Here is a 23,122-nt window from a genome sequence, read left to right as displayed (position 1 = left end):
AGGCCGTCCGAATTTTGTTTCAGACGACCTTTTTCATACACCTTATATTTTAATTTCAATAAATTACCTCCCCTTCACATCAATCACCCACACTTCCGACTGCGAACCCAAGCGCAGCGGAATCCCCCAGAAACCGTAGCCGGACGTAACAAAAAAATGTCTTCCGCCGATTTCCTCGTAGCCGTAGGCAAGGCGGTAGAGTGTGCGCACAATCAGGTTTGCCGGCGCGATTTGACCGTTGTGGACATGACCGGAAACTTGAACGTCAATAGGCAGCTTGGCGTGCGCCTCGACTTCGGTCGGGCGGTGATCCATCAGCAAAACGGGCTGGTCGGTATTGTGGTTTTCCAGCAACTGAGAAACAGACGGACGGTCGTGGTCCACATCGTCGTTGCGGCCGACGAGCAGGAAAGCATCGTGTTGCAACACTTGGTTGCCGAGTACGGTAATGCCCGCCGCCTCAAGGTCATGGCGGATGCGCGCGCTGTCGCCGAACATATCGTGATTGCCCAAAGTCGCGTAAACGCCCAGCGGTGCTTTCAGACGACCCAGATGCGGCTGCATATTCTCTTTGCGGTAGGCATCGACGTTGTCGTCCATCAAATCGCCCGGCAACAGGATTAAATCGACTTTTTCACGGTTCATAATGTCCACCAGCTTATCCAGTTGCCGCGCGCCAAACAAAATCCCCAAGTGCAGGTCGCTTGCCATGCCGATACGCAGCGGTTTGTCCATTTTCTTATCGATCACGATAGTCTGATGACGGACAACGGGCGTATAGGCGTTGTACATCCCCAAGCCGACCAAGCCGAACACAAACAGCGGCGCAAACAAGCGCAGGCTGCGCGACAGCGACCGGATGGCCACGAATTTGCGCAGCAGCAGAAACAGGATAAACGTCGCCAATGCCGCATACATCACAAACAGCAGCAACACCATCCAAAACGCCATGATGCGGAACATAAAATGTCCCAATTCCAACAAAAGCCCCGCCAACAGGCCGTTAGTCACGAAATACGACACCCCCATCAGCCAACGCCTGCCCGCCTTGCCGACCACCGGCGCGAACAGCCATTGCAACGAACGCCCCAGTCCGAACGTGAAAAGCTGGAGCAATACAATCATAATCAAAAACATCGTACCGAACATAAAGCGAACCTGTTGAAAATCAAAAAACAAACGGCGGATTCTATCATATCCGCCCTTTCAGACGAGGTCGTCTGAAAACCTTAAGTGCTATAATACCGCCTGAAAAATCCAATAAACCGAAAAGGAAAGACAATGAACCGCCCGCAAACCGCCATCATCCCCGATCACGCCCAAGCCGGCATATTCATCGAAGCCGAAATCCGCGACGGTCGCTACGACGACATCAAAACCGCCTGCCGAAGCTCGCTTGAAGCTTTGGAAAAAATCAAAACCCGCTTTCCGGAAGACATTTTAGGCATGACCATCGCCTTCGGCAGCGACGCATGGAAAGCGTTCGGACACGCAGAAGAAGGCAGTGAAATCAAGCCCTTCCCCGTCATGGGCAACGGTCTTGCCCCCTCAACCCAACACGATATTTATATCCACATCCAAGCCTACCGCCAAAAAGCCGCCTTCGCGCTCGCCCAATCCGTCTTTGCCGCATTCGGCAACAGCATCAGCATCGCCACCGAGGAACACGGCCTGCGCCTGTATGAAGACCGCGGACTGGACGGCTTTGTCGATGGCACTGAAAACCCGCAAGGCGATGATGAAGTCCGCGAAGTCGCCATTATTCCCGAAGGCCGACCCGATGCCGGCGGCAGCTACGTCCTGCTGCAAAAATACCTGCACGACCTGAAAAAATGGGATGCCGTCCCCATTGCCGAACAAGAAGCCAGCGTCGGCCGCAGCAAAGAAACCAACGAAGAATTCAGCAAAGACGTGCGCCTACCTGATTCGCATTTGGGCCGCGTCAACCTGAAAGAAAACGGCGTGGGTCTGAAAATCGTCCGCCGCAGTCTGCCCTTCGGCAAACTCAGCGGCGAACACGGCTTGATGTTCACTGCCTACTGCCACACCCTGCACAACATCGAAGTACAGCTTTTGCACATGTTCGGCGATGCCGACGGCAAAACCGACCTGCTGCTCAAGCATCTCTCGACTGCTATTTCCGGCGCATATTACTACGCCCCTTCGGTCGAGCGTTTGCAAAATTTATAAAACCGCGTTGCCGATGTGAAATATTGAAATCCTAAGACGAAAGGTCGTCTGAAAACCCACAATCAGGTTTTCAGACGACCTTTTTCATCACTTTATCTCAATCTACACTCAAATCAAGCAAACACCAGCTTGCCACCCTCTTCTTTCACATGAATCGTGCTTTCGGGCGCATATTTGCCTTCGAGCAACGCCATGGCCAGCGGGTTTTCGATTTCCGACTGGATGGCGCGTTTGAGCGGGCGTGCGCCGTACACGGGGTCGAAACCGGCTTTGGCAATCAAATCCAAGGCGGCATCGTCCACTTTCAGGTGCAGGTGCTGCGCTTCCAAACGTTTTTCCAAGCCTTTGAGCTGGATTTTCGCGATGTTGCGGATATTCTCCTGATTCAGTCCGTGGAACACAACCACTTCGTCGATACGGTTGATCATTTCGGGGCGGAAGTAGGCTTTCACTTCTTCCATCACCGCTTCTTTCACGGCTTCGTAGTCCTGCGTACCCATTTGTTGGATGTGCTGGCTGCCGATGTTGGAAGTCATGACGATAACAGTGTTTTTGAAGTCCACGGTGCGGCCTTGTCCGTCGGTCAGGCGACCGTCATCCAATACTTGCAACAGGATGTTGAACACGTCGGGATGGGCCTTTTCCACTTCATCCAGAAGAATCACGCTGTACGGTTTGCGGCGGACTTGTTCGGTCAGGTAGCCGCCCTCTTCGTAGCCGACATAGCCCGGAGGCGCGCCGATCAGGCGTGCAACGGCGTGTTTTTCCATGTATTCAGACATGTCGATACGGATGAGGTGGTCTTCGCTGTCAAACAGGAAGCCTGCCAAAGCTTTGCATAACTCGGTTTTACCCACGCCGGTCGGGCCTAGGAACAGGAAGCTGCCGTAAGGTTTATTCGGGTCGGCAAGGCCGGAGCGGCTGCGGCGGATGGCGTCGGACACGGCGCGCACGGCTTCGTCTTGACCGACCACGCGGCGGTGCAATACTTCTTCCATTTTCAGCAGCTTGTCGCGTTCGCCTTCCATCATTTTGGACACGGGGATGCCGGTCATACGCGATACGATTTCGGCCACTTCGTCCGCCCCGACTTCGGTACGGAAGAGTTTGTTTTGTTTTTTGCCGTCGGGGTTGCTTTCCGCCGCCTGCAACTGCGCGCCCAATTTCGGCAACTCGCCGTATTCGAGTTCGGACGCGCGGGCGAAGTCCCCTTGGCGTTTGGCCTGCTCGATTTTGACTTTGATGTCGTCCATCTGTTTCTTAATGTCGGCGGTACTGGAAGATGCGGCTTTTTCGGCTTTCCAGATTTCGTCCAAATCGGCGTATTCTTTTTGCAGACCGTCGATCTCTTCGTCTATCAGTTCCAAACGTTTTTTGCTGGCGTCGTCGCTTTCTTTGGCAACGTGCATTTTTTCCATTTTGAGCTGGATGATTCGGCGGTCGAGTTTGTCCATCTGCTCGGGTTTGCTGTCCAGCTCCATTTTGATGCGGCTGGCGGCTTCGTCAATCAAATCAATCGCTTTGTCGGGCAGGAAGCGGTCGGTAATGTAGCGGTCGCTCAATTCTGCGGCGGCAACAATGGCGGGGTCGGTGATGTCGATGCCGTGGTGGATTTCATAACGCTCCTGCAAACCGCGCAGGATGGCGATGGTGTCTTCCACGCTAGGTTCACCGACCAATACTTTTTGGAAGCGGCGTTCGAGTGCCGCATCTTTTTCGATGTATTGGCGGTATTCGTCCAAAGTGGTCGCGCCGATACAGTGCAGTTCGCCGCGTGCCAAAGCCGGTTTCAACATATTGCCCGCATCCATCGCGCCGTCGGTTTTGCCCGCGCCGACCAAAGTATGGATTTCATCAATGAAAATCAGGGTGTTGCCGTCGTCTTTCGCCAAGTCGTTCAACACGCCTTTCAAGCGTTCTTCAAATTCGCCGCGGTATTTCGCGCCGGCAATCAATGCCGCCAAGTCCAAAACCAACAGACGTTTATTGCGCAGGGATTCAGGCACTTCGCCGTTGACGATGCGTTGCGCCAAGCCTTCGACGATGGCGGTTTTACCCACACCCGGTTCGCCAATCAATACTGGGTTGTTTTTGGTACGGCGTTGCAATACCTGAATCGCGCGGCGGATTTCGTCATCGCGGCCGATAACGGGGTCAAGTTTGCCGTCGCGGGCGCGCTGGGTCAGGTCGAGCGTGTATTTTTTCAACGCATCGCGTTGGTCTTCGGCATTGGCATCATTCACGTTTTGTCCTCCTCGTACCGCGTCAATCGCGGCATTGATGTTTTGTTCGGTCGCGCCGGCTTCTTTCAAGATTTTGCCGGTCGCATCGTTCTGCTGCACCAAGGCAAGCAGGAAAAGTTCGCTGGCGATATAGGCATCGCCGCGTTTGGTTGCCGCTTTGTCCATCAGGTTCAACACCGCCTGCAATTCACGGCTGGGCATAATGTCGCCGCCCTGGCCGGACACTTTCGGCAGGCTGTTTAAATGCTGCTGCAAACGCTGTTTCACCTGCGGCACGTTCACGCCCGCATGAGCCAAGAGCGCGGCGGCTCCGCTGTTTTGGTCATCAAGCAGGGCTTTAAGCACAAAGCCCGCTTCCAGATAGCTGCTGTCCGCAGCCAACGCCAAACTCTGAGCTTCTGCAAGGGCTTGTTGGAATTTGGCGGTTAATTTGTCGAATCTCATCTTTAGGTTTCCTTTTCTTTTGAAATATCATTCTAATGAATGCTATATAGTGCCGCCTGTGGATAACTCAAGGGGGAAAATCTAAGAAAATATTGAAAAAATGGTATCTTTATGTTTTTAAATAAAATTAAATAAAAAAAGCTGTGAATAAGTCCATATGCCAATTATAAAAAGGTCGCCTGAAAACTCGTTGGGAATCAGGTATAATCCATCCTTATTTCATTTTCAGACGACCTTGAGCTATTTAAGGATATCCCCATGAGCAAGAAACGCGTCCTCACAGGCGTAACCACCACCGGCATCCCGCATCTGGGCAACTACGTCGGTGCCATCCGCCCCGCCGTCCGCGCGGCGCAAAACCCCGATACCGAATCCTTCCTCTTCCTCGCCGACTACCACGGCATCATCAAATGCCACGAGCCGGAGATGATCCACCAATCCACCCAAGCCGTTGCCGCCACTTGGCTTGCCTGCGGACTCGACCCCGAGCGCACCACCTTCTACCGCCAAAGCGACATTCCCGAAGTGATGGAATTGAACTGGATTCTGACCTGCATCACCGCCAAAGGTCTGATGAACCGCGCCCACGCCTACAAAGCCGCCGTGCAGGCAAACGCTGAAAACAATCAGGAAGACCCCGACCACGGCGTAGAAATGGGTCTGTACAGCTACCCCATCCTGATGACCGCCGACATTCTCATGTTCAACGCCAACGAAGTCCCCGTCGGCCGCGACCAAATCCAACACGTCGAAATGGCGCGCGACATCGCCGGCCGCTTCAACCACCGTTTCAAAGAAGTCTTCACCCTGCCCGAAGTGAAAATCGACGAAAACGTCGAACTCTTGGTCGGCTTGGACGGACGCAAAATGTCCAAATCCTACGGCAACACCATTCCGCTTTGGGAAAACGACAAGAAAACCCAAAAATCGGTCAACAAAATCATCACCAACATGAAAGAGCCGGGCGAGCCGAAACAGCCCGACGAAAGTCCTCTGTTTGAAATCTACAAAGCCTTCTCCACGCCGTCTGAAACCGCAGCATTCACGCAAATGCTGGCCGAAGGCTTGGCATGGGGCGAAGCCAAAAAACTCTTGGCAGCCAAAATCAACGCCGAGCTGGCAGAACCGCGCGAACGCTACAACGCGCTGACCGCCAATCCTTCGCAAATCGAAGACATCCTGCAAGCAGGTGCCGCCAAAGCGCGCAAAGAAGCACGCGAACTGCTGGACCAAGTACGCGACGCCGTCGGCATTCGCCCATTGAAGTAAATCTCAAAAGGTCGTCTGAAAAAGCAGTCCGCTTATATTTCAGACGACCTCTTCCTGTTTAAAACAAGGAATATCCGATGAAAGCCTTTCCAATTCTCTTATCAGCCCTCCTGCTTGCCGCCTGCGGCAAATCCGAAGCTCCTGCCGAGCCCGCCCAAAATGCCGCCGAAGCTGCGCCAAAACCCGCGTTTAAAGTCAAATATATCGACAACAACGCCATCGCAGGCTTGGATTTAGGTCAAAGCAGCGAAGGCAAAACCAACGACGGCAAAAAACAAATCAGCTATCCGATTAACGGCTTATCCGAACAAAACGTCATCCAACTGATCGGCAACCACCCCAACGATTTGGAAGTCATCAGCGGCAAATGTATGGAAACCGGCGACAAAGGCGAGCCTTTGGGCTGGACTGAAAACGGCAAATGCCATGCCTTGTTTGCCAAACTGGTCGGCAACATCGCTGAAGACGGCGGCAAACTGACAAGCTACCTCCTCTCCCACGCCGCCCTGCAACCCTATCAGGCAGGCAAAAGCGGCTATGCCGCCGTTCAAAACGGCCGCTACATCCTCGAACTCGACAGCGAAGGAATGTTCTACTTCCGCCGCCGCCACTATTGATCGAGCGGGTGCCGCCCATGACCGTACACACCTTAATCCGCACCCTGCCTAAAGCCGAATTGCACGTCCATATCGAAGGCACGTTCGAGCCGGAATTGATGTTCGCCATCGCCGGGCGCAACGGCGTTTCCATTCCCTATGCGGATGTAGACGCCGTGCGCCGCGCTTACGATTTTCACAACCTGCAATCCTTCCTCGATATTTACTACGCAGCAGCGGCGGTCTTGCTCCACGAGCAGGATTTTTACGACCTGACCACCGCTTATTTCGCCCGCTGCCGCGAGGACAACGTCGTCCACACCGAAATCTTCTTCGACCCGCAAACCCATACCGCGCGCGGCGTACCGTTTGAAACCGTCATCAACGGCATTACCCGCGCCCGCCTGGAAGCGCAGGAAAAATGGGGCATTTCCAGCAGGCTGATTATGTGTTTCCTGCGGCATTTGAGCGAAGAATCCGCGTTTGAAACGCTTGCCCAAGCACAGCCTTTCAGACGACATATCGACGGCATCGGGCTGGATTCGGGCGAACTCGGCAACCCGCCCTCGAAATTCGAGCGCGTCTTCGCCCAAGCCCGCGCGCAAGGTTTTCCCGCCGTCGCCCATGCCGGTGAAGAAGGCCCGCCCGAATACGTTTGGGAAGCGTTGGATTTGCTGAAAGTCGTCCGCATCGACCACGGCGTACGTTCCGAAGAAGACGAACCCCTTATGCAGCGCCTGATTGCCGAGCAAATGCCCCTGACCGTCTGCCCCTTGAGCAACCTCAAACTCAAAGTCGTCGGCGACCTGTCCCGGCACAACTTGCGCCGTATGCTTGAGCACGGCGTATTGGTTACCGTCAATTCAGACGACCCCGCCTACTTCGGCGGCTATCTTAACCAAAATTTCATCGAACTTGCTGACGCATTGGATTTGAATGAAGCAGACATCCGCACCTTGTGCAAAAACTCGTTCAAAGCCTCGTTTTTAAACGAGGAAGAAAAAGCAAAACGGTACGCCGAAATCGACGGCATCCATGTTTAGACACAAAGCCGACCTGAAAAAGCAATCCGGTCGGCTTTGTTCTCGGTTAAAATGCGAACCGTATAAACATCGAACTTCCTTTCAGACGACCCTTCTAAATAAAAATACCGTTTCAGCGCAGAAAGTCGTCTGAAATGCCCTCAAGAATGAAAAAAATCCATCTCATCCTTATGCTTCCGGTTTTTCTGACAGGTTGCGCCGGCCTGCCCTCACTGGACGATCGCCCTGAAAGCCACTACCTCGACATCCGTTCCGCCCCGCGCATGGATGCCCTGCTCAACACCGCCACTACCAAAACCGGAGGCGATATTTCCAATGTCTATCTGCTCAACGACGCGCACGAAGCCTTCGTCGCCCGCGCCGCCCTGATTGAAGCCGCCGACCACACCCTGGACCTCCAATACTACATCTGGCACAACGACATCTCCGGCAAACTCATGTTCAACCTGATCCACCGTGCCGCCGAACGCGGCGTGCGCGTGCGCCTGCTGCTGGACGACAACAACACCAACGGTCTGGACAACGTCCTGCTCGCCCTCGACAGCCATCCCAATATCGAAATTCGCCTGTTCAACCCCTTCGTCCGCCGCAAATGGCGCGCGCTGGGCTATTTGACCGACTTCCCGCGCCTCAACCGCCGGATGCACAACAAATCCTTCACCGCAGACAACCGCGCCACCATCCTCGGCGGGCGCAATATCGGCGACGAATATTTCAAAGTCGGCGAAGACACCATCTTCGCCGACCTCGATATCCTCGCCACTGGCCGCGTCGTGACCGAAGTTTCCCAAGACTTCGACCGCTATTGGGCAAGCCATTCCTCCTACACTGTCGCCAGCATCATCAAAAAAGGCGATATCGAAAAAGGCTTCCAAGAGCTGGGTTACAACGACAAAGACAAAAACGAAATCCTCAGCCGCTACCGCAGCAGCATCGAAAATTCCGAACTCTACAAAAAAATGCAGAGCAACAGCATAGACTGGCAAAGCGTCCACACCCGCCTGATCAGCGACGACCCCGCCAAAGGGCTGGACCGAGACCGCCACAAACCTCCTATTTTTGACCGCATGCAGGACGCCCTGAAAACGCCCGAAAAAAGCGTCTATCTCGTTTCGCCCTATTTCGTTCCCACCAAATCAGGCGTGCGCGCGCTCGACCAACTCGTCAAAAATGGCGTGGACGTAACCGTCCTGACCAACTCGCTCCAAGCGACCGATGTCGCCGCCGTCCATTCAGGCTACGTCAAATACCGCAAGCCCCTGCTCAAAGCCGGTGTCAAACTCTACGAGCTGCAACCCAACCACGCCGTCCCCACCACCAAAGACCACGGTCTGACCGGCAGCTCCGCCACCAGCCTGCACGCCAAAACCTTCATCGTGGACGAAAAACGCGTCTTCATCGGCTCATTCAATCTCGACCCGCGCTCCGCCAGACTCAACACCGAAATGGGCATCGTCCTCGAAAGCCCCAAAATCGCAGGCGAAATGCAGCGCACCCTCGTCAATACCACCCCCAAATACGCCTATCAGGTTACCCTCGACAAATACAACAAACTGCACTGGCACGACCCCGCCACCCAGAAAACCTACTCCGCCGAGCCGGAAGCCAAATTCTGGAAACGCGTTACCTCCAAAATTCTCTCCATCCTGCCGATAGAAGGATTGCTGTAAAACCCAAACGAAAGGTCGTCTGAAAACCTGGATTGGCATTTTCAGACGACCTTATTCAAATCCCGATTACTTGCCTGAAGCCTTTTGCAACAGAGCGTACAATTCGTCTTTCAGTTTCAATTTGGCTTTTTTCAGCTCCTCAATTTCTTCAGAACCGCTGGTAACAGGATTATTAACCAAACCTGTAATCTTATCGTCCAACTCATTATGCTCGTCAAACAGACGGGCGAAGTGGGCGTCTTCTTGTTTTAATTTGGAAATTAAATCACGATATTCTGGAAACATTTTGTTTTCCTCTTTCGTTAATATGAATAAAACGGCGCAATGCCAAGAAAAGTATGTAACTGCCAGTAGTTTTATTATAACAAAGCTGCCGTTTTTATCCAGCCCCTAGCTAATCAAACCCTGTATTGCATCAAATTTATCCGGCAGCCCGAAGCTGGAAAAATCTGATTTAATTAGAACCAAACAAATCCAATTACAGTCGTCTGAAAAACAGAGATTTGATGGATTAACGATTTCCTATTCCACAGATGATTTTTCAGACATAACCATCAAAAAGTAAATGGTTACAGATGGTTTAAATCAGGAAAACACAGTCTGGTTTCGACATATGGTTAGCTGAAGATGGCTGGGCCTGCGCCTCTACCTCTGCTCCCTCGGCTACGGGTTTCAACACGCAGTCACCTGAAGGCGGCTAGCAAAATCAATCGCCAGTACGGTAGAGGTCGTCTATTTCAACACACAGCCGCCTGAAAGAGGCTGGATCTGTCGTTTCAGAGCGAACGTGGCTTCAATACACAGCCGCCCAAAGGCGGCTGGAGCAATAACGCCCGCGATTTGAACCGCATCTTGGAGTTTCAACACACAGCCGCCTGAAGGCGGCTGGTACATTGCAAGGGCAGATTCTACACCGCCACTAAGTGTTTCAACACACAGCCGCCCGAAGGCGGCTGGTCCCGATATGCGCGGTTCAGCCACTGAGCCGATGTTTCAACACACAGCCGCCCGAAGGCGGCTGGACCCATCGCAGCTACCATTTTGAGGATTGTTTGTTGTTTCAACACACAGCCGCCCGAAGGCGGCTGGGCTGCATGATTATACTCCTAATGATTAATCAAAATGTTTCAACACACAGCCGCCCGAAGGCGGCTGGCCTGATCTGATATATCCGCGCCTTCTTGCCATTCTGTTTCAACACACAGCCGCCTGAAGGCGGCTGGTCTGGCTTTCTCGTTCTTTTCTGAGAACGTGTTCATTGTCTCAGCCTCTGCTGTAAACTATCGGCATGAACAGAAAAACCTACCCAAGCGATATCAGTCGCGAGCAATTTGCGCCTCTCCTTCCCCTGCTGGAAAGTGCCCGTAAACGCACAGCGCCACGCCAGGTGGACTTGTACGATGTCTTTTGTGCCATTCTCTACCTGCAACGCACTGGCTGCTCCTGGCGCGCTTTGCCGGGCGACTTCCCCAAATGGCGCACCGTGCATTCCTACTTCCAGAGATGGACCAAACCACGCGAGAGTGGTATCAGCATCCTTGAGGAAGCATTAAAAAAATCAGGTAGTTGAGGAGCGCCGCAAGCAGGGGCGCCATGAAGCAACTACTTTCCTGATTATTGATGCGCAGAGTGTGAAGAACACGGATACCGCCATGGAAAAAGGCTACGATGCGGGCAAGAAGGTTAGCGGTATCAAGCGACATATAGCGGTTGACACGCAAGGTTTGCCGCATGCCCTTGCGGTAACGACGGCGGATGTTACGGATAGAAAAGGCTGCCTGGTGGCATTGGAACGTGGGCGGGATAATCTTGGTGCGATACAAAAAATCCTTGCTGACGGTGGTTACACGGGTAAGGCATTTGCTTCGTCGGTACAGGAGTTGGTTGGTGCGGAGGTAGAGATTGCCAAACGAAACGAATTGCACCGTTTTGCAGTATTGCCGAAGCGATGGGTAGTAGAGCGCAGCTTTTCCTGGTTGGAAAAGAACAGGCGGCTTTGGAAAAACTGCGAGCGTAAGTTGAGTACCAGTCTGCAAATGGTAGCTTTGGCTTTCTTGGGAGTCCTGCTACGAAGACTATGAACACGCTCTGAGAGGATATGCAGTTTCAACACACAGCCGCCTGAAGGCGGCTGGGTTGTAGCGTCGTACATCAAACCGTGTACACTGCCGTTTCAACACACAGCCGCCTGAAGGCGGCTGGCAGTCCGCCCATGTGTGTTCTTTGTCAGGCGATTGGTTTCAACACACAGCCGCCTGAAGGCGGCTGGGGCGCAGCCAAAGACCCGATGCAGGCATGGGAAGTTTCAACACACAGCCGCCTGAAGGCGGCTGGGTATCGACCTCGAAGACATGGGGACGACTGGCCGTGTTTCAACACACAGCCGCCTGAAGGCGGCTGGGTAAAGATAACAGGCGGGAATCATTCATTTAAAGTTTCAACACACAGCCGCCTGAAGGCGGCTGGCCGTGCTGGATTTGCTCCTGAATATCTGTGTCATGTTTCAACACACAGCCGCCTGAAGGCGGCTGGAGCCCACCACGACCGGTACAAATACGCCGAGATAGTTTCAACACACAGCCGCCTGAAGGCGGCTGGTTTTTCTTTGTAACCCTGATACATCTTATAGCCCATGTTTCAACACACAGCCGCCTGAAGGCGGCTGGCTGTGGAGGCTTCACGGACGTGAAGTGATTTGTCGTTTCAACACACAGCCGCCTGAAGGCGGCTGGGCATATCCGGCAAAAAAGCATAGTAGGAGTCATCGTTTCAACACACAGCCGCCTGAAGGCGGCTGGCGTCGATGCGCTTGTCCGCCTCTTTCAGACGACCCCCGTTTCAACACACAGCCGCCTGAAGGCGGCTGGAAAAACTCGGCAAAATCGTGGACGGCGTAGTGTTTGTTTCAACACACAGCCGCCTGAAGGCGGCTGGCATTACAATGATTTTGAACCATATGAGTTTGACAGTTTCAACACACAGCCGCCTGAAGGCGGCTGGGTCCGTAACTCAGGCAACGTCTTCAAATTCATTGCTGTTTCAACACACAGCCGCCTGAAGGCGGCTGGGCGGGGATTGCGCCCCCGTCAGCACGTTCAACAATGTTTCAACACACAGCCGCCTGAAGGCGGCTGGTTCGTTTTTGTCGCCTAAGATACTGTAATACATGTTTCAACACACAGCCGCCTGAAGGCGGCTGGGTATCTCGCCGCCGCGCGTATCACGCTTCAATAGGTTTCAACACCCAGCCGCCTGAAGGCGGCTGGGTGCCGCTTCGACTTGGCTGTTTTTTTCAGCCTGTTTCAACACACAGCCGCCTGAAGGCGGCTGGGCCTGTTGTGCCATTTTTAACGCTTCAGGGCTGCCTGTTTCAACACACAGCCGCCTGAAGGCGGCTGGAGCCCAAAACGTCTGCAAACTGTCACTGATGATGTTTCAACACACAGCCGCCTGAAGGCGGCTGGGTTGCTGATGTGGTTGTGGATGAACTGTAGCTGTTGTTTCAACACACAGCCGCCTGAAGGCGGCTGGGCACGTCTATAAGGATGATGGTAAGCATGATGCAGTTTCAACACACAGCCGCCTGAAGGCGGCTGGCATCGTCTTCATCAAACCCCATCTGTTCGCGTAGGTTTCAACACACAGCCGCCTGAAGGCGGCTGGTATGCATTATGAGGTGTTGGTTTACGGTTATGACAGTTTCAACACACAGCCGCCTGAAGGCGGCTGGCTTGATTTTGTCGGCAGACGGGATATAGTGCGGGGTTTCAACACACAGCCGCCTGAAGGCGGCTGGCTATCAGGCACCGTGTTGTGGCTAACCGAACCAGTTGTTTCAACACACAGCCGCCTGAAGGCGGCTGGAAGATACACCTCGTCCCAGTGTTGAGGGAGTTCAGGTTTCAACACACAGCCGCCTGAAGGCGGCTGGGATTGCCGTTGCCTTTAATATACGGCGCAGCCTGTGTTTCAACACCCAGCCGCCTGAAGGCGGCTGGGTGGAGCAGCTAGGGAGGGATTAGGGGCAGTTTTGGTTTCAACACACAGCCGCCTGAAAGCGGCTGGTTGCGGTTATGGTTTTCGACTGACTACCTTTTATTGTTTCAACACACAGCCGCCTGAAGGCGGCTGGATACGTTTCCTTTCGTTTTGGGTTATTCGTCAGTGTTTCAACACACAGCCGCCTGAAGGCGGCTGGTTCAGACGACCTTTCTTTATCGTGGGTTATTGACTGTTTCAACACACAGCCGCCTGAAGGCGGCTGGCCGAGCCTTTACCCTCAGCCATGCCCGTTAAAAGTTGTTTCAACACACAGCCGCCTGAAGGCGGCTGGGCGCACCGCCTAAAAGACCGCCGATAACGGTATAAGTTTCAACACACAGCCGCCTGAAGGCGGCTGGTTGGGCTTCACGCGGTCTGCTTTGCGCGGTAGGCTGTTTCAACACACAGCCGCCTGAAGGCGGCTGGTGCAGCAGGGTAGCATAGTAGTTTTCCGCATTTTGGTTTCAACACACAGCCGCCTGAAGGCGGCTGGCTTCCTGAGAAACCAAGTGTCTTTTTCAGGGTATCGTTTCAACACACAGCCGCCTGAAGGCGGCTGGATGCTGAAAAGCATTGCCGCGGATTGAATGAGTCTGTGTTTCAACACACAGCCGCCTGAAGGCGGCTGGAAGTCCGCATTTCGTGCGTCAGATTGGCGATGCGGTTTCAACACACAGCCGCCTGAAGGCGGCTGGATGCAGACCTGGTACGACTATGTGATGGTAGATGTTTCAACACACAGCCGCCTGAAGGCGGCTGGCGTCATCCCTGATGGTGCGGTTTTAATCGTTGATGTTTCAACACACAGCCGCCTGAAGGCGGCTGGCAGTTCGGGCAATGGTTCGGGCGCGGGTATTGCTGTTTCAACACACAGCCGCCTGAAGGCGGCTGGTACGCCGACAGTGAATTAAGTAAGACGACCAATGTTTCAACACACAGCCGCCTGAAGGCGGCTGGCTAAACCCCACAGACTTTATCCCCACGTTGGCAGTTTCAACACACAGCCGCCTGAAGGCGGCTGGCAACACATGAGCGCAGTATTTTTATACGCGATACGTTTCAACACACAGCCGCCTGAAGGCGGCTGGACAAAATGTTGCCGACATAACGGAGACAAAGCTGTTTCAACACACAGCCGCCTGAAGGCGGCTGGATACCGCCTGATGAAGATACGAAAGGCTAAAAGATGTTTCAACACACAGCCGCCTGAAGGCGGCTGGCCGGTTTAAGAAACAGCCTGAATGACGAACGTGGGTTTCAACACACAGCCGCCTGAAGGCGGCTGGGCGAGCCATATCTTTTTAGCCTGCCAATACCTCGTTTCAACACACAGCCGCCTGAAGGCGGCTGGGTCGTCTAAAACCACACCGCGCCCGATGTAGCTGTGTTTCAACACACAGCCGCCTGAAGGCGGCTGGCTTTGCCGCCCGAAAAACAAACAATGCACTTGTCTGTTTCAACACACAGCCGCCTGAAGGCGGCTGGGCAATCTATGCCCGTTCCGGACAATGGAAGACGGTTTCAACACACAGCCGCCTGAAGGCGGCTGGCCCCACTAGTAACACGGGGGGACTGCCGAAAAGCGTTTCAACACACAGCCGCCTGAAGGCGGCTGGTGATTAATTTGCTTGAGCGTATGGGGCTTGACGCTGTTTCAACACACAGCCGCCTGAAGGCGGCTGGGAAGGGCGGTTACTGCGTTTCCTGATTTTTAAAGTTTCAACACACAGCCGCCTGAAGGCGGCTGGTCTTCCATATGCTGAAGCTATTCGTAAATGGGAGGGTTTCAACACACAGCCGCCTGAAGGCGGCTGGTCAGGCTCTTATGATATTGAGGGGCTTCTTCCCGGTTTCAACACACAGCCGCCTGAAGGCGGCTGGTTCTTGAAACAAGATGCTGTTTACGCTTACTTGACGTTTCAACACACAGCCGCCTGAAGGCGGCTGGCCACTACTACTGGCTCTCAGGGCGACATTTCGGCGTTTCAACACACAGCCGCCTGAAGGCGGCTGGACTTCCTCGCCACGATGGGGGAATCAGTAGCACCGGTTTCAACACACAGCCGCCTGAAGGCGGCTGGAGGCGGTCAGCTTCGTGATTCGTTCGGCGGCTTTGGGTTTCAACACACAGCCGCCTGAAGGCGGCTGGGGCGGTCAAGGCTGACAATCAGGCTGAGTTGACGTTTCAACACACAGCCGCCTGAAGGCGGCTGGTACAAAATAAAACCTGTCGGCACACCAACGTTGAGTTTCAACACACAGCCGCCTGAAGGCGGCTGGCTCAACCGTTCGCCAGCGGCGGAAACCCCTGCACGGTTTCAACACACAGCCGCCTGAAGGCGGCTGGCCCCTGTTCATCTTGGTACTCTTCAATAATTTTTGTTTCAACACACAGCCGCCTGAAGGCGGCTGGTTAGTTTCCAAAACAGCCAGCAACCCTGCAAGAGTTTCAACACACAGCCGCCTGAAGGCGGCTGGGAAAACTCGATTGGACATCAAGAAACCTTTGGTGGTTTCAACACACAGCCGCCTGAAGGCGGCTGGGCGTACTTCATTGGCGATTACATTAAATCGGATGTTTCAACACACAGCCGCCTGAAGGCGGCTGGTTGGGAAAGATACGGGTTCAGGATTGACGGTGTAGTTTCAACACACAGCCGCCTGAAGGCGGCTGGTGGCGATTTTGTAAATTCTCTAATCACACCACATGTTTCAACACACAGCCGCCTGAAGGCGGCTGGACGCAGGTCGCTGATTCGGCGAGTTACTACGGCGTGTTTCAACACACAGCCGCCTGAAGGCGGCTGGGCCCATCAACGGTCGCGCCTGATTTGCCGATGCAGTTTCAACACACAGCCGCCTGAAGGCGGCTGGGCGGTCAGGGATAAAGCAATGATGGCGGTGGTTTGTTTCAACACACAGCCGCCTGAAGGCGGCTGGCGATTTCGTCCATGTCGATAAAGCGTGGGCGCGGTTTCAACACACAGCCGCCTGAAGGCGGCTGGAAGATTCAGCTCCTCCGACATGGGTACAATATGCTGTTTCAACACACAGCCGCCTGAAGGCGGCTGGTTTGAGCATAATTTAATACTCCGCCGACGGTTTGGTTTCAACACACAGCCGCCTGAAGGCGGCTGGGATTATATCGTTATCTTCCGCGATGAAGCCCACATGTTTCAACACACAGCCGCCTGAAGGCGGCTGGTGTCTGTTCTGACCGTATCAATGCCTGAATCATTAGTTTCAACACACAGCCGCCTGAAGGCGGCTGGTTTGCGGATGATGTCTCGGGTGCATTGCTATGACTTGTTTCAACACACAGCCGCCTGAAGGCGGCTGGGTATTCAGTCAAGCCTGAAACGATTTGACGGCGCAAGTTTCAACACACAGCCGCCTGAAGGCGGCTGGTGTAATAATAAGAGCATCCCAAAAAGACTCAGTCATGTTTCAACACACAGCCGCCTGAAGGCGGCTGGGAGTAAGGCCGTATATTTGGTGGGCAACGGCAGCGTTTCAACACACAGCCGCCTGAAGGCGGCTGGGAGTAAGGCCGTATATTTGGTGGGCAACGGCAGCGTTTCAACACACAGCCGCCTGAAGGCGGCTGGGCCGGTTACATTGGGTGCATCCAACATCAGTGGGGTTTCAACACACAGCCGCCTGAAGGCGGCTGGCTGAAAAATGACATCATCAAATTGCAATTTCAACGTTTCACACACAGCCGCCTGAAGGCGGCTGGAGAACAGATTTTTGTACAATTTGACCCTTATGTTGTTTCAACACACAGCCGCCTGAAGGCGGCTGGGTATTCAGTCAAGCCTGAAACGATTTGACGGCGCAAGTTTCAACACACAGCCGCCTGAAGGCGGCTGGTGTAATAATAAGAGCATCCCAAAAAGACTCAGTCATGTTTCAACACACAGCCGCCTGAAGGCGGCTGGGAGTAAGGCCGTATATTTGGTGGGCAACGGCAGCGTTTCAACACACAGCCGCCTGAAGGCGGCTGGGCCGGTTACATTGGGTGCATCCAACATCAGTGGGGTTTCAACACACAGCCGCCTGAAGGCGGCTGGCTGAAAAATGACATCATCAAATTGCAATTTCAACGTTTCACACACAGCCGCCTGAAGGCGGCTGGAGAACAGATTTTTGTACAATTTGACCCTTATGTTGTTTCAACACACAGCCGCCTGAAGGCGGCTGGTTGTAGCGGGAGAAGATGCTCCTGAGGGAGACGATGTTTCAACACACAGCCGCCTGAAGGCGGCTGGGTTCGTCGAAGACCACCGCGGCAAGGTTGCGTACAAGTTTCAACACACAGCCGCCTGAAGGCGGCTGGATCTCCAATTCGGTCGTCCATCCGCCGTGGCGGGTGTTTCAACACACAGCCGCCTGAAGGCGGCTGGGAGGTGTTGATAGACGGTGTGAAATTTGATGCGGTGTTTCAACACACAGCCGCCTGAAGGCGGCTGGATATTCAAAATTGAAATGATTGACATCCAGCTTAGTTTCAACACACAGCCGCCTGAAGGCGGCTGGCCGAAACCGCAAACGGCATGAATAAAATCAGCGGTTTCAACACACAGCCGCCTGAAGGCGGCTGGCATGCGATCTAGTGCTAGTTCGGGTGTATCAGCGTGTTTCAACACACAGCCGCCTGAAGGCGGCTGGAAAACATTACAAACGAAAGGTTATGCCATGAAGGTTTCAACACACAGCCGCCTGAAGGCGGCTGGGAGGAAAATCAAACTCAGGCTTAGGGATAATGTAAGTTTCAACACACAGCCGCCTGAAGGCGGCTGGTCAATCAAAACATTGCTGTAATTGACCAACAAATTGTTTCAACACACAGCCGCCTGAAGGCGGCTGGCCCCATGTCAAAGCGGTTGTACCATCGTCTTGAGGGTTTCAACACACAGCCGCCTGAAGGCGGCTGGGTCATACGCAATTCTGACACATATGCTTGCAAAAGTTTCAACACACAGCCGCCTGAAGGCGGCTGGAAAACAGGCGTTTACAAAGGCTTTTCAATCGGCGGTTTCAACACACAGCCGCCTGAAGGCGGCTGGTTGGATTCCTTCTTCCTGCATATACTCGGCAAGGTTTCAACACACAGCCGCCTGAAGGCGGCTGGTTTCCATGTTGTAACATCCACATTTCCCAAAGAGGGTTTCAACACACAGCCGCCTGAAGGCGGCTGGGTCAGGGTCAGAACGACCCGACACAGCGGTGGAGTTTCAACACACAGCCGCCTGAAGGCGGCTGGGCCCGATAGGGCGTTTGGCTTTTCCGCTCATATCGTTTCAACACACAGCCGCCTGAAGGCGGCTGGGTCATGATTTGGTTACGCATCGGGCTGTTATGGCGGTTTCAACACACAGCCGCCTGAAGGCGGCTGGGGTATCGCGCGAAGTGTAGGACGGCGGCGGAGAGGTTTCAACACACAGCCGCCTGAAGGCGGCTGGATCAATCAACATTACGAATCACCCTGTATCCTGCCGTTTCAACACACAGCCGCCTGAAGGCGGCTGGGCGTATGCGGATGAAATAACTGATTTAAAGCCAGGTGTTTCAACACACAGCCGCCTGAAGGCGGCTGGGGGTAGGGGGCGTGATGGTTTAAGTTTTTTTTATGTTTCAACACACAGCCGCCTGAAGGCGGCTGGGCCGTGTTGTTCAGCGGCTCCATCCGTACACCTTGTTTCAACACACAGCCGCCTGAAGGCGGCTGGCCCAGTGTTCCAATACGCAGGGCTTAAAAGCGGGTTTCAACACACAGCCGCCTGAAGGCGGCTGGGTTTTCAAGTGGTGCTCATGTACGCAGTATCTAAGGTTTCAACACACAGCCGCCTGAAGGCGGCTGGGTTGGTTTTAGGACGTTCTCCGTCCACAACCGTGGGGTTTCAACACACAGCCGCCTGAAGGCGGCTGGTAGCGGCAGATATGCGCCGCGACAGCACTTCGGAGTTTCAACACACAGCCGCCTGAAGGCGGCTGGGGCTTTATTGTTTGTGAAATTGAGTAGTATCAAAGTTTCAACACACAGCCGCCTGAAGGCGGCTGGCGATGATGACGTAATACCATCTTGATTTGACGTGAGTTTCAACACACAGCCGCCTGAAGGCGGCTGGTTCATTTCAGGCGCGGCGGAAACAGCCGATGCGAAGTTTCAACACACAGCCGCCTGAAGGCGGCTGGTTTTTGATGTGGATGAAGCTACAATCAACCGCTGGTTTCAACACACAGCCGCCTGAAGGCGGCTGGCTTGGTCGTCTTGCTCATGCGTTTTCGCGTTAGCGGTTTCAACACACAGCCGCCTGAAGGCGGCTGGGTAATGTAAATAAGGGGCGTATCGGTCCTATTGGCAGGTTTCAACACACAGCCGCCTGAAGGCGGCTGGGTACGTCATCGAGCAGATGACGAGCCTGACGGCGGTTTCAACACACAGCCGCCTGAAGGCGGCTGGGTCGTACCGATAATGCCCCATCGGGCAACAAGGGTTTCAACACACAGCCGCCTGAAGGCGGCTGGGCTATTCAGGAAGACGGTACGGCGTTGTGGCCTGAGTTTCAACACACAGCCGCCTGAAGGCGGCTGGTCTTTAATTGCCGCATCACACTGACTAATGACGGCTGTTTCAACACACAGCCGCCTGAAGGCGGCTGGTTGGCGGTCAAGGCTGACAATCAGGCTGAGTTGACGTTTCAACACACAGCCGCCTGAAGGCGGCTGGCACTACGAGACCCATTACGCCAGCAACAAATGGGAGTTTCAACACACAGCCGCCTGAAGGCGGCTGGATCAGCCGCCAGGGCGCCTGTCTGTTTGGTTGCCGTTTCAACACACAGCCGCCTGAAGGCGGCTGGAAATACATTGAAGCTGATGAAGCATGGATTAAGGTGTTTCAACACACAGCCGCCTGAAGGCGGCTGGGCATGGATAAGGCGCGTTCATGTGGGCTTCGTCGCGGTTTCAACACACAGCCGCCTGAAGGCGGCTGGGAAAGCTCCGCGTTTACCGCAAGCTGCCGTTTGTTGTTTCAACACACAGCCGCCTGAAGGCGGCTGGGCCAACTGCGTAAAAATATCCGTAAACTGAGCCGGTTTCAACACACAGCCGCCTGAAGGCGGCTGGAAATGCAAGTATTTAATATAGATAAAAAATTGTTGTTTCAACACACAGCCGCCTGAAGGCGGCTGGCTATACGCTTCCTGTGGCTTTTTCAGTAACTTCCTGTTTCAACACACAGCCGCCTGAAGGCGGCTGGTTCGCGGCTGATTGCAGCTCGGCTTATCGGGTTTCAACACACAGCCGCCTGAAGGCGGCTGGGACACAATCATCAAGATATTGCGCCAAAATGGTAGTTTCAACACACAGCCGCCTGAAGGCGGCTGGAATCGTCCTTCGATGTACAAAGGTTTGCCGGGTTGGTTTCAACACACAGCCGCCTGAAGGCGGCTGGGTTGAACGAACACATCAGGCAGCAGCAAATGAACGTTGGTTTCAACACACAGCCGCCTGAAGGCGGCTGGCGAATGCAAGCCAAATAATCTCCGTATCTTCGTCGTTTCAACACACAGCCGCCTGAAGGCGGCTGGCTTTTCAAAGGTAAAAGTATTGTTTTTAAATGTGTTTCAACACACAGCCGCCTGAAGGCGGCTGGGTTCAGACGGCCTATTCCATAAACTCACTCCGGAGTTTCAACACACAGCCGCCTGAAGGCGGCTGGCCCGACGGCGTGCCTGTATTGGTCAAGGTATCGGTTTCAACACACAGCCGCCTGAAGGCGGCTGGGCTGGCAAATACCTGCTGCTGGCAGTATCGCGGCGTTTCAACACACAGCCGCCTGAAGGCGGCTGGTACCTGCCTGTGCGCCTTTGCACAACCTAACGTTGTTTCAACACACAGCCGCCTGAAGGCGGCTGGGCAGACTGAATCAAAATGTTGGACGATACGACAGTTTCAACACACAGCCGCCTGAAGGCGGCTGGTTGTATCGTTTCTCGGCTTTACATTATGCATGGGTTTCAACACACAGCCGCCTGAAGGCGGCTGGGTCAAAAGCATTATGAGTGTCCTGCGTTTACTGGGTTTCAACACACAGCCGCCTGAAGGCGGCTGGGACCGTATTTCACAAATTAGAAATGCCGCAAATGTTTCAACACACAGCCGCCTGAAGGCGGCTGGACCCACACCGTTTACGTCATCAATCCCCTAAAAATGTTTCAACACACAGCCGCCTGAAGGCGGCTGGTTACCGATTCCAAGTAGGAAAAGCCCATGAACTGGTTTCAACACACAGCCGCCTGAAGGCGGCTGGGTAAAACCTGTATCGCCAAACGGATCGGGATAGATGTTTCAACACACAGCCGCCTGAAGGCGGCTGGCTTTGGCCGTCGTGTTGCCGTCCGCGCCTGTAATGTTTCAACACACAGCCGCCTGAAGGCGGCTGGTTCCTTTGCTTTATCGTAGATCCGGCAATAACAAGTTTCAACACACAGCCGCCTGAAGGCGGCTGGGGTCGTCTGAATTTCAGACGACCTTTTATATTAATGTTTCAACACACAGCCGCCTGAAGGCGGCTGGTTGTGATTCCGTTCGAAGTATTGATTGTTCCGGGTGTTTCAACACACAGCCGCCTGAAGGCGGCTGGATCAGTTAGAGCCAACGACACCGCCGCTCTGCTGTTTCAACACACAGCCGCCTGAAGGCGGCTGGCAGCCAAGGCAACGCATTAGGCAGCTCGGCTACTGTTTCAACACACAGCCGCCTGAAGGCGGCTGGTCCCCAGAGATGAAGGCGGTCCGCCGCGCCATCGGTGTTTCAACACACAGCCGCCTGAAGGCGGCTGGCTTTAAAAGATTCGGGAGTTTTAGACAGTCAAGGTTTCAACACACAGCCGCCTGAAGGCGGCTGGATCCGAACGTGAGCATTTCTATGCCTTGGATAGCGTTTCAACACACAGCCGCCTGAAGGCGGCTGGGAAAAGGTGGTTGGTTACTATCTTCGTGCGGCAGTTTCAACACACAGCCGCCTGAAGGCGGCTGGGTCGGAAGTCACATTTGTTAAGGGCATCCAAGAGGTTTCAACACACAGCCGCCTGAAGGCGGCTGGGTAATCATAATAACGGCACAATCCGAGAATATTGTGTTTCAACACACAGCCGCCTGAAGGCGGCTGGGACATTTGCCTTTACCCAGCGGTAAGACCTGTCGTTTCAACACACAGCCGCCTGAAGGCGGCTGGTCGCTATCAGGCGCACGACCAATCGCCCATGCAATGTTTCAACACACAGCCGCCTGAAGGCGGCTGGTTGTGTGCAACCGTTGCAGGGCAACGGCAGGCGATGGTTTCAACACACAGCCGCCTGAAGGCGGCTGGCGGTTCGAACTTTCCCGTCAACCCGAGTTGGCGGAAGTTTCAACACACAGCCGCCTGAAGGCGGCTGGAGCGTAAACACAAACACGGCCTCTACCGGATGGATGTTTCAACACACAGCCGCCTGAAGGCGGCTGGTAAGGCTCCCTTAAAGGGTAACACCCTTCGGGGAGTTTCAACACACAGCCGCCTGAAGGCGGCTGGTTGAATGCCCTCAAATCCGCCGCGATGGGTGCGTATGTTTCAAC

At 54.2% G+C, this 23,122-nt stretch carries 9 protein-coding genes and 2 CRISPR repeat arrays (1 of these 11 cut by a window edge); of the genes, 6 read left to right on the top strand and 3 right to left on the bottom strand.

The features are described 5' to 3' along the window. Nucleotides 1–63: 63 nt before the first annotated feature. Complete coding sequence (locus tag NM96_03535) at nt 64–1,149, bottom strand: metallophosphoesterase (GenBank protein ID AVR78537.1); 1,086 nt, start codon at nt 1,147–1,149, stop codon at nt 64–66. Nucleotides 1,150–1,281: 132 nt separating this feature from the next. Between NM96_03535 and NM96_03530 the strand changes: the two genes are divergently transcribed. Then, the gene (locus NM96_03530; GenBank protein AVR78536.1) at nt 1,282–2,190 is read left to right on the top strand and encodes a peroxidase; all 909 of its coding nucleotides are present in this window, start codon (nt 1,282–1,284) and stop codon (nt 2,188–2,190) included. 113 nt (nt 2,191–2,303) lie between these two features. Here NM96_03530 and clpB read toward each other — a convergent pair whose 3' ends face one another. After that, entirely contained in the window at nt 2,304–4,877 is a 2,574-nt protein-coding gene (clpB, locus tag NM96_03525) for an ATP-dependent chaperone ClpB (GenBank protein ID AVR78535.1), read from the bottom strand. Between the two features lie 258 nt (nt 4,878–5,135). Here clpB and trpS point away from each other — a divergent pair, with 258 nt between their 5' ends. The 4 genes from trpS (at nt 5,136) to NM96_03505 (ending at nt 9,455) form a co-directional block, all read left to right on the top strand. Next, a complete protein-coding gene (gene trpS / locus NM96_03520; protein ID AVR78534.1) occupies nt 5,136–6,146 on the top strand; it encodes a tryptophan--tRNA ligase in 1,011 nt (336 codons plus the stop codon). Nucleotides 6,147–6,223: 77 nt separating this feature from the next. Beyond that, nucleotides 6,224–6,763 carry a hypothetical protein gene (locus NM96_03515; GenBank protein AVR78533.1) on the top strand — a complete coding sequence of 180 codons (540 nt, stop codon included), beginning with the start codon at nt 6,224–6,226 and terminating at the stop codon, nt 6,761–6,763. Nucleotides 6,764–6,780: 17 nt separating this feature from the next. Next, nucleotides 6,781–7,785 (top strand): adenosine deaminase, encoded by a 1,005-nt coding sequence (locus NM96_03510; protein AVR80257.1) that lies wholly within the window; start codon nt 6,781–6,783, stop codon nt 7,783–7,785. A 146-nt stretch (nt 7,786–7,931) separates the two neighbouring features. Beyond that, nucleotides 7,932–9,455 carry a hypothetical protein gene (locus NM96_03505; GenBank protein ID AVR78532.1) on the top strand — a complete coding sequence of 508 codons (1,524 nt, stop codon included), beginning with the start codon at nt 7,932–7,934 and terminating at the stop codon, nt 9,453–9,455. Between the two features lie 66 nt (nt 9,456–9,521). On the opposite strand, the gene NM96_03500 is transcribed toward NM96_03505, so the two are convergent. Next, nucleotides 9,522–9,740, bottom strand: coding sequence for a DUF465 domain-containing protein (locus NM96_03500; GenBank protein ID AVR78531.1), 219 nt, complete (start codon nt 9,738–9,740; stop codon nt 9,522–9,524). A gap of 384 nt (nt 9,741–10,124) precedes the next feature. Then, nucleotides 10,125–10,678: a CRISPR direct-repeat array (repeat unit 19 nt; unit sequence GTTTCAACACACAGCCGCC). Between the two features lie 65 nt (nt 10,679–10,743). Between NM96_03500 and NM96_03495 the strand changes: the two genes are divergently transcribed. Further along, a protein-coding gene (locus NM96_03495; GenBank protein ID AVR78530.1) for an IS5/IS1182 family transposase occupies nt 10,744–11,536 on the top strand; the annotation gives its coding sequence in 2 pieces (ribosomal slippage) (nt 10,744–11,009 and nt 11,008–11,536; 795 coding nt in all). Between the two features lie 22 nt (nt 11,537–11,558). Next, nucleotides 11,559–23,122: direct repeats of the CRISPR family, unit length 32 nt; unit sequence GTTTCAACACACAGCCGCCTGAAGGCGGCTGG (it continues 24 nt past the right edge of the window).

The organism is Neisseria mucosa (assembly GCA_003028315.1).
Classification (GTDB): domain Bacteria; phylum Pseudomonadota; class Gammaproteobacteria; order Burkholderiales; family Neisseriaceae; genus Neisseria; species Neisseria mucosa.
This window is presented reverse-complemented; position numbering and strand designations above follow the sequence as displayed.

Excerpts from the sequence above, each read along its gene's own strand:
- NM96_03500 (AVR78531.1), bottom strand. The coding sequence starts at position 9,740 with ATGTTTCCAGAATATCGTGATTTAATTTCCAAATTAAAACAAGAAGAC.
- NM96_03505 (AVR78532.1), top strand. The coding sequence starts at position 7,932 with ATGAAAAAAATCCATCTCATCCTTATGCTTCCGGTTTTTCTGACAGGT.
- NM96_03515 (AVR78533.1), top strand. The coding sequence starts at position 6,224 with ATGAAAGCCTTTCCAATTCTCTTATCAGCCCTCCTGCTTGCCGCCTGC.
- NM96_03530 (AVR78536.1), top strand. The coding sequence starts at position 1,282 with ATGAACCGCCCGCAAACCGCCATCATCCCCGATCACGCCCAAGCCGGC.
- NM96_03510 (AVR80257.1), top strand. The coding sequence starts at position 6,781 with ATGACCGTACACACCTTAATCCGCACCCTGCCTAAAGCCGAATTGCAC.
- trpS (AVR78534.1), top strand. The coding sequence starts at position 5,136 with ATGAGCAAGAAACGCGTCCTCACAGGCGTAACCACCACCGGCATCCCG.
- NM96_03535 (AVR78537.1), bottom strand. The coding sequence starts at position 1,149 with ATGTTCGGTACGATGTTTTTGATTATGATTGTATTGCTCCAGCTTTTC.
- clpB (AVR78535.1), bottom strand. The coding sequence starts at position 4,877 with ATGAGATTCGACAAATTAACCGCCAAATTCCAACAAGCCCTTGCAGAA.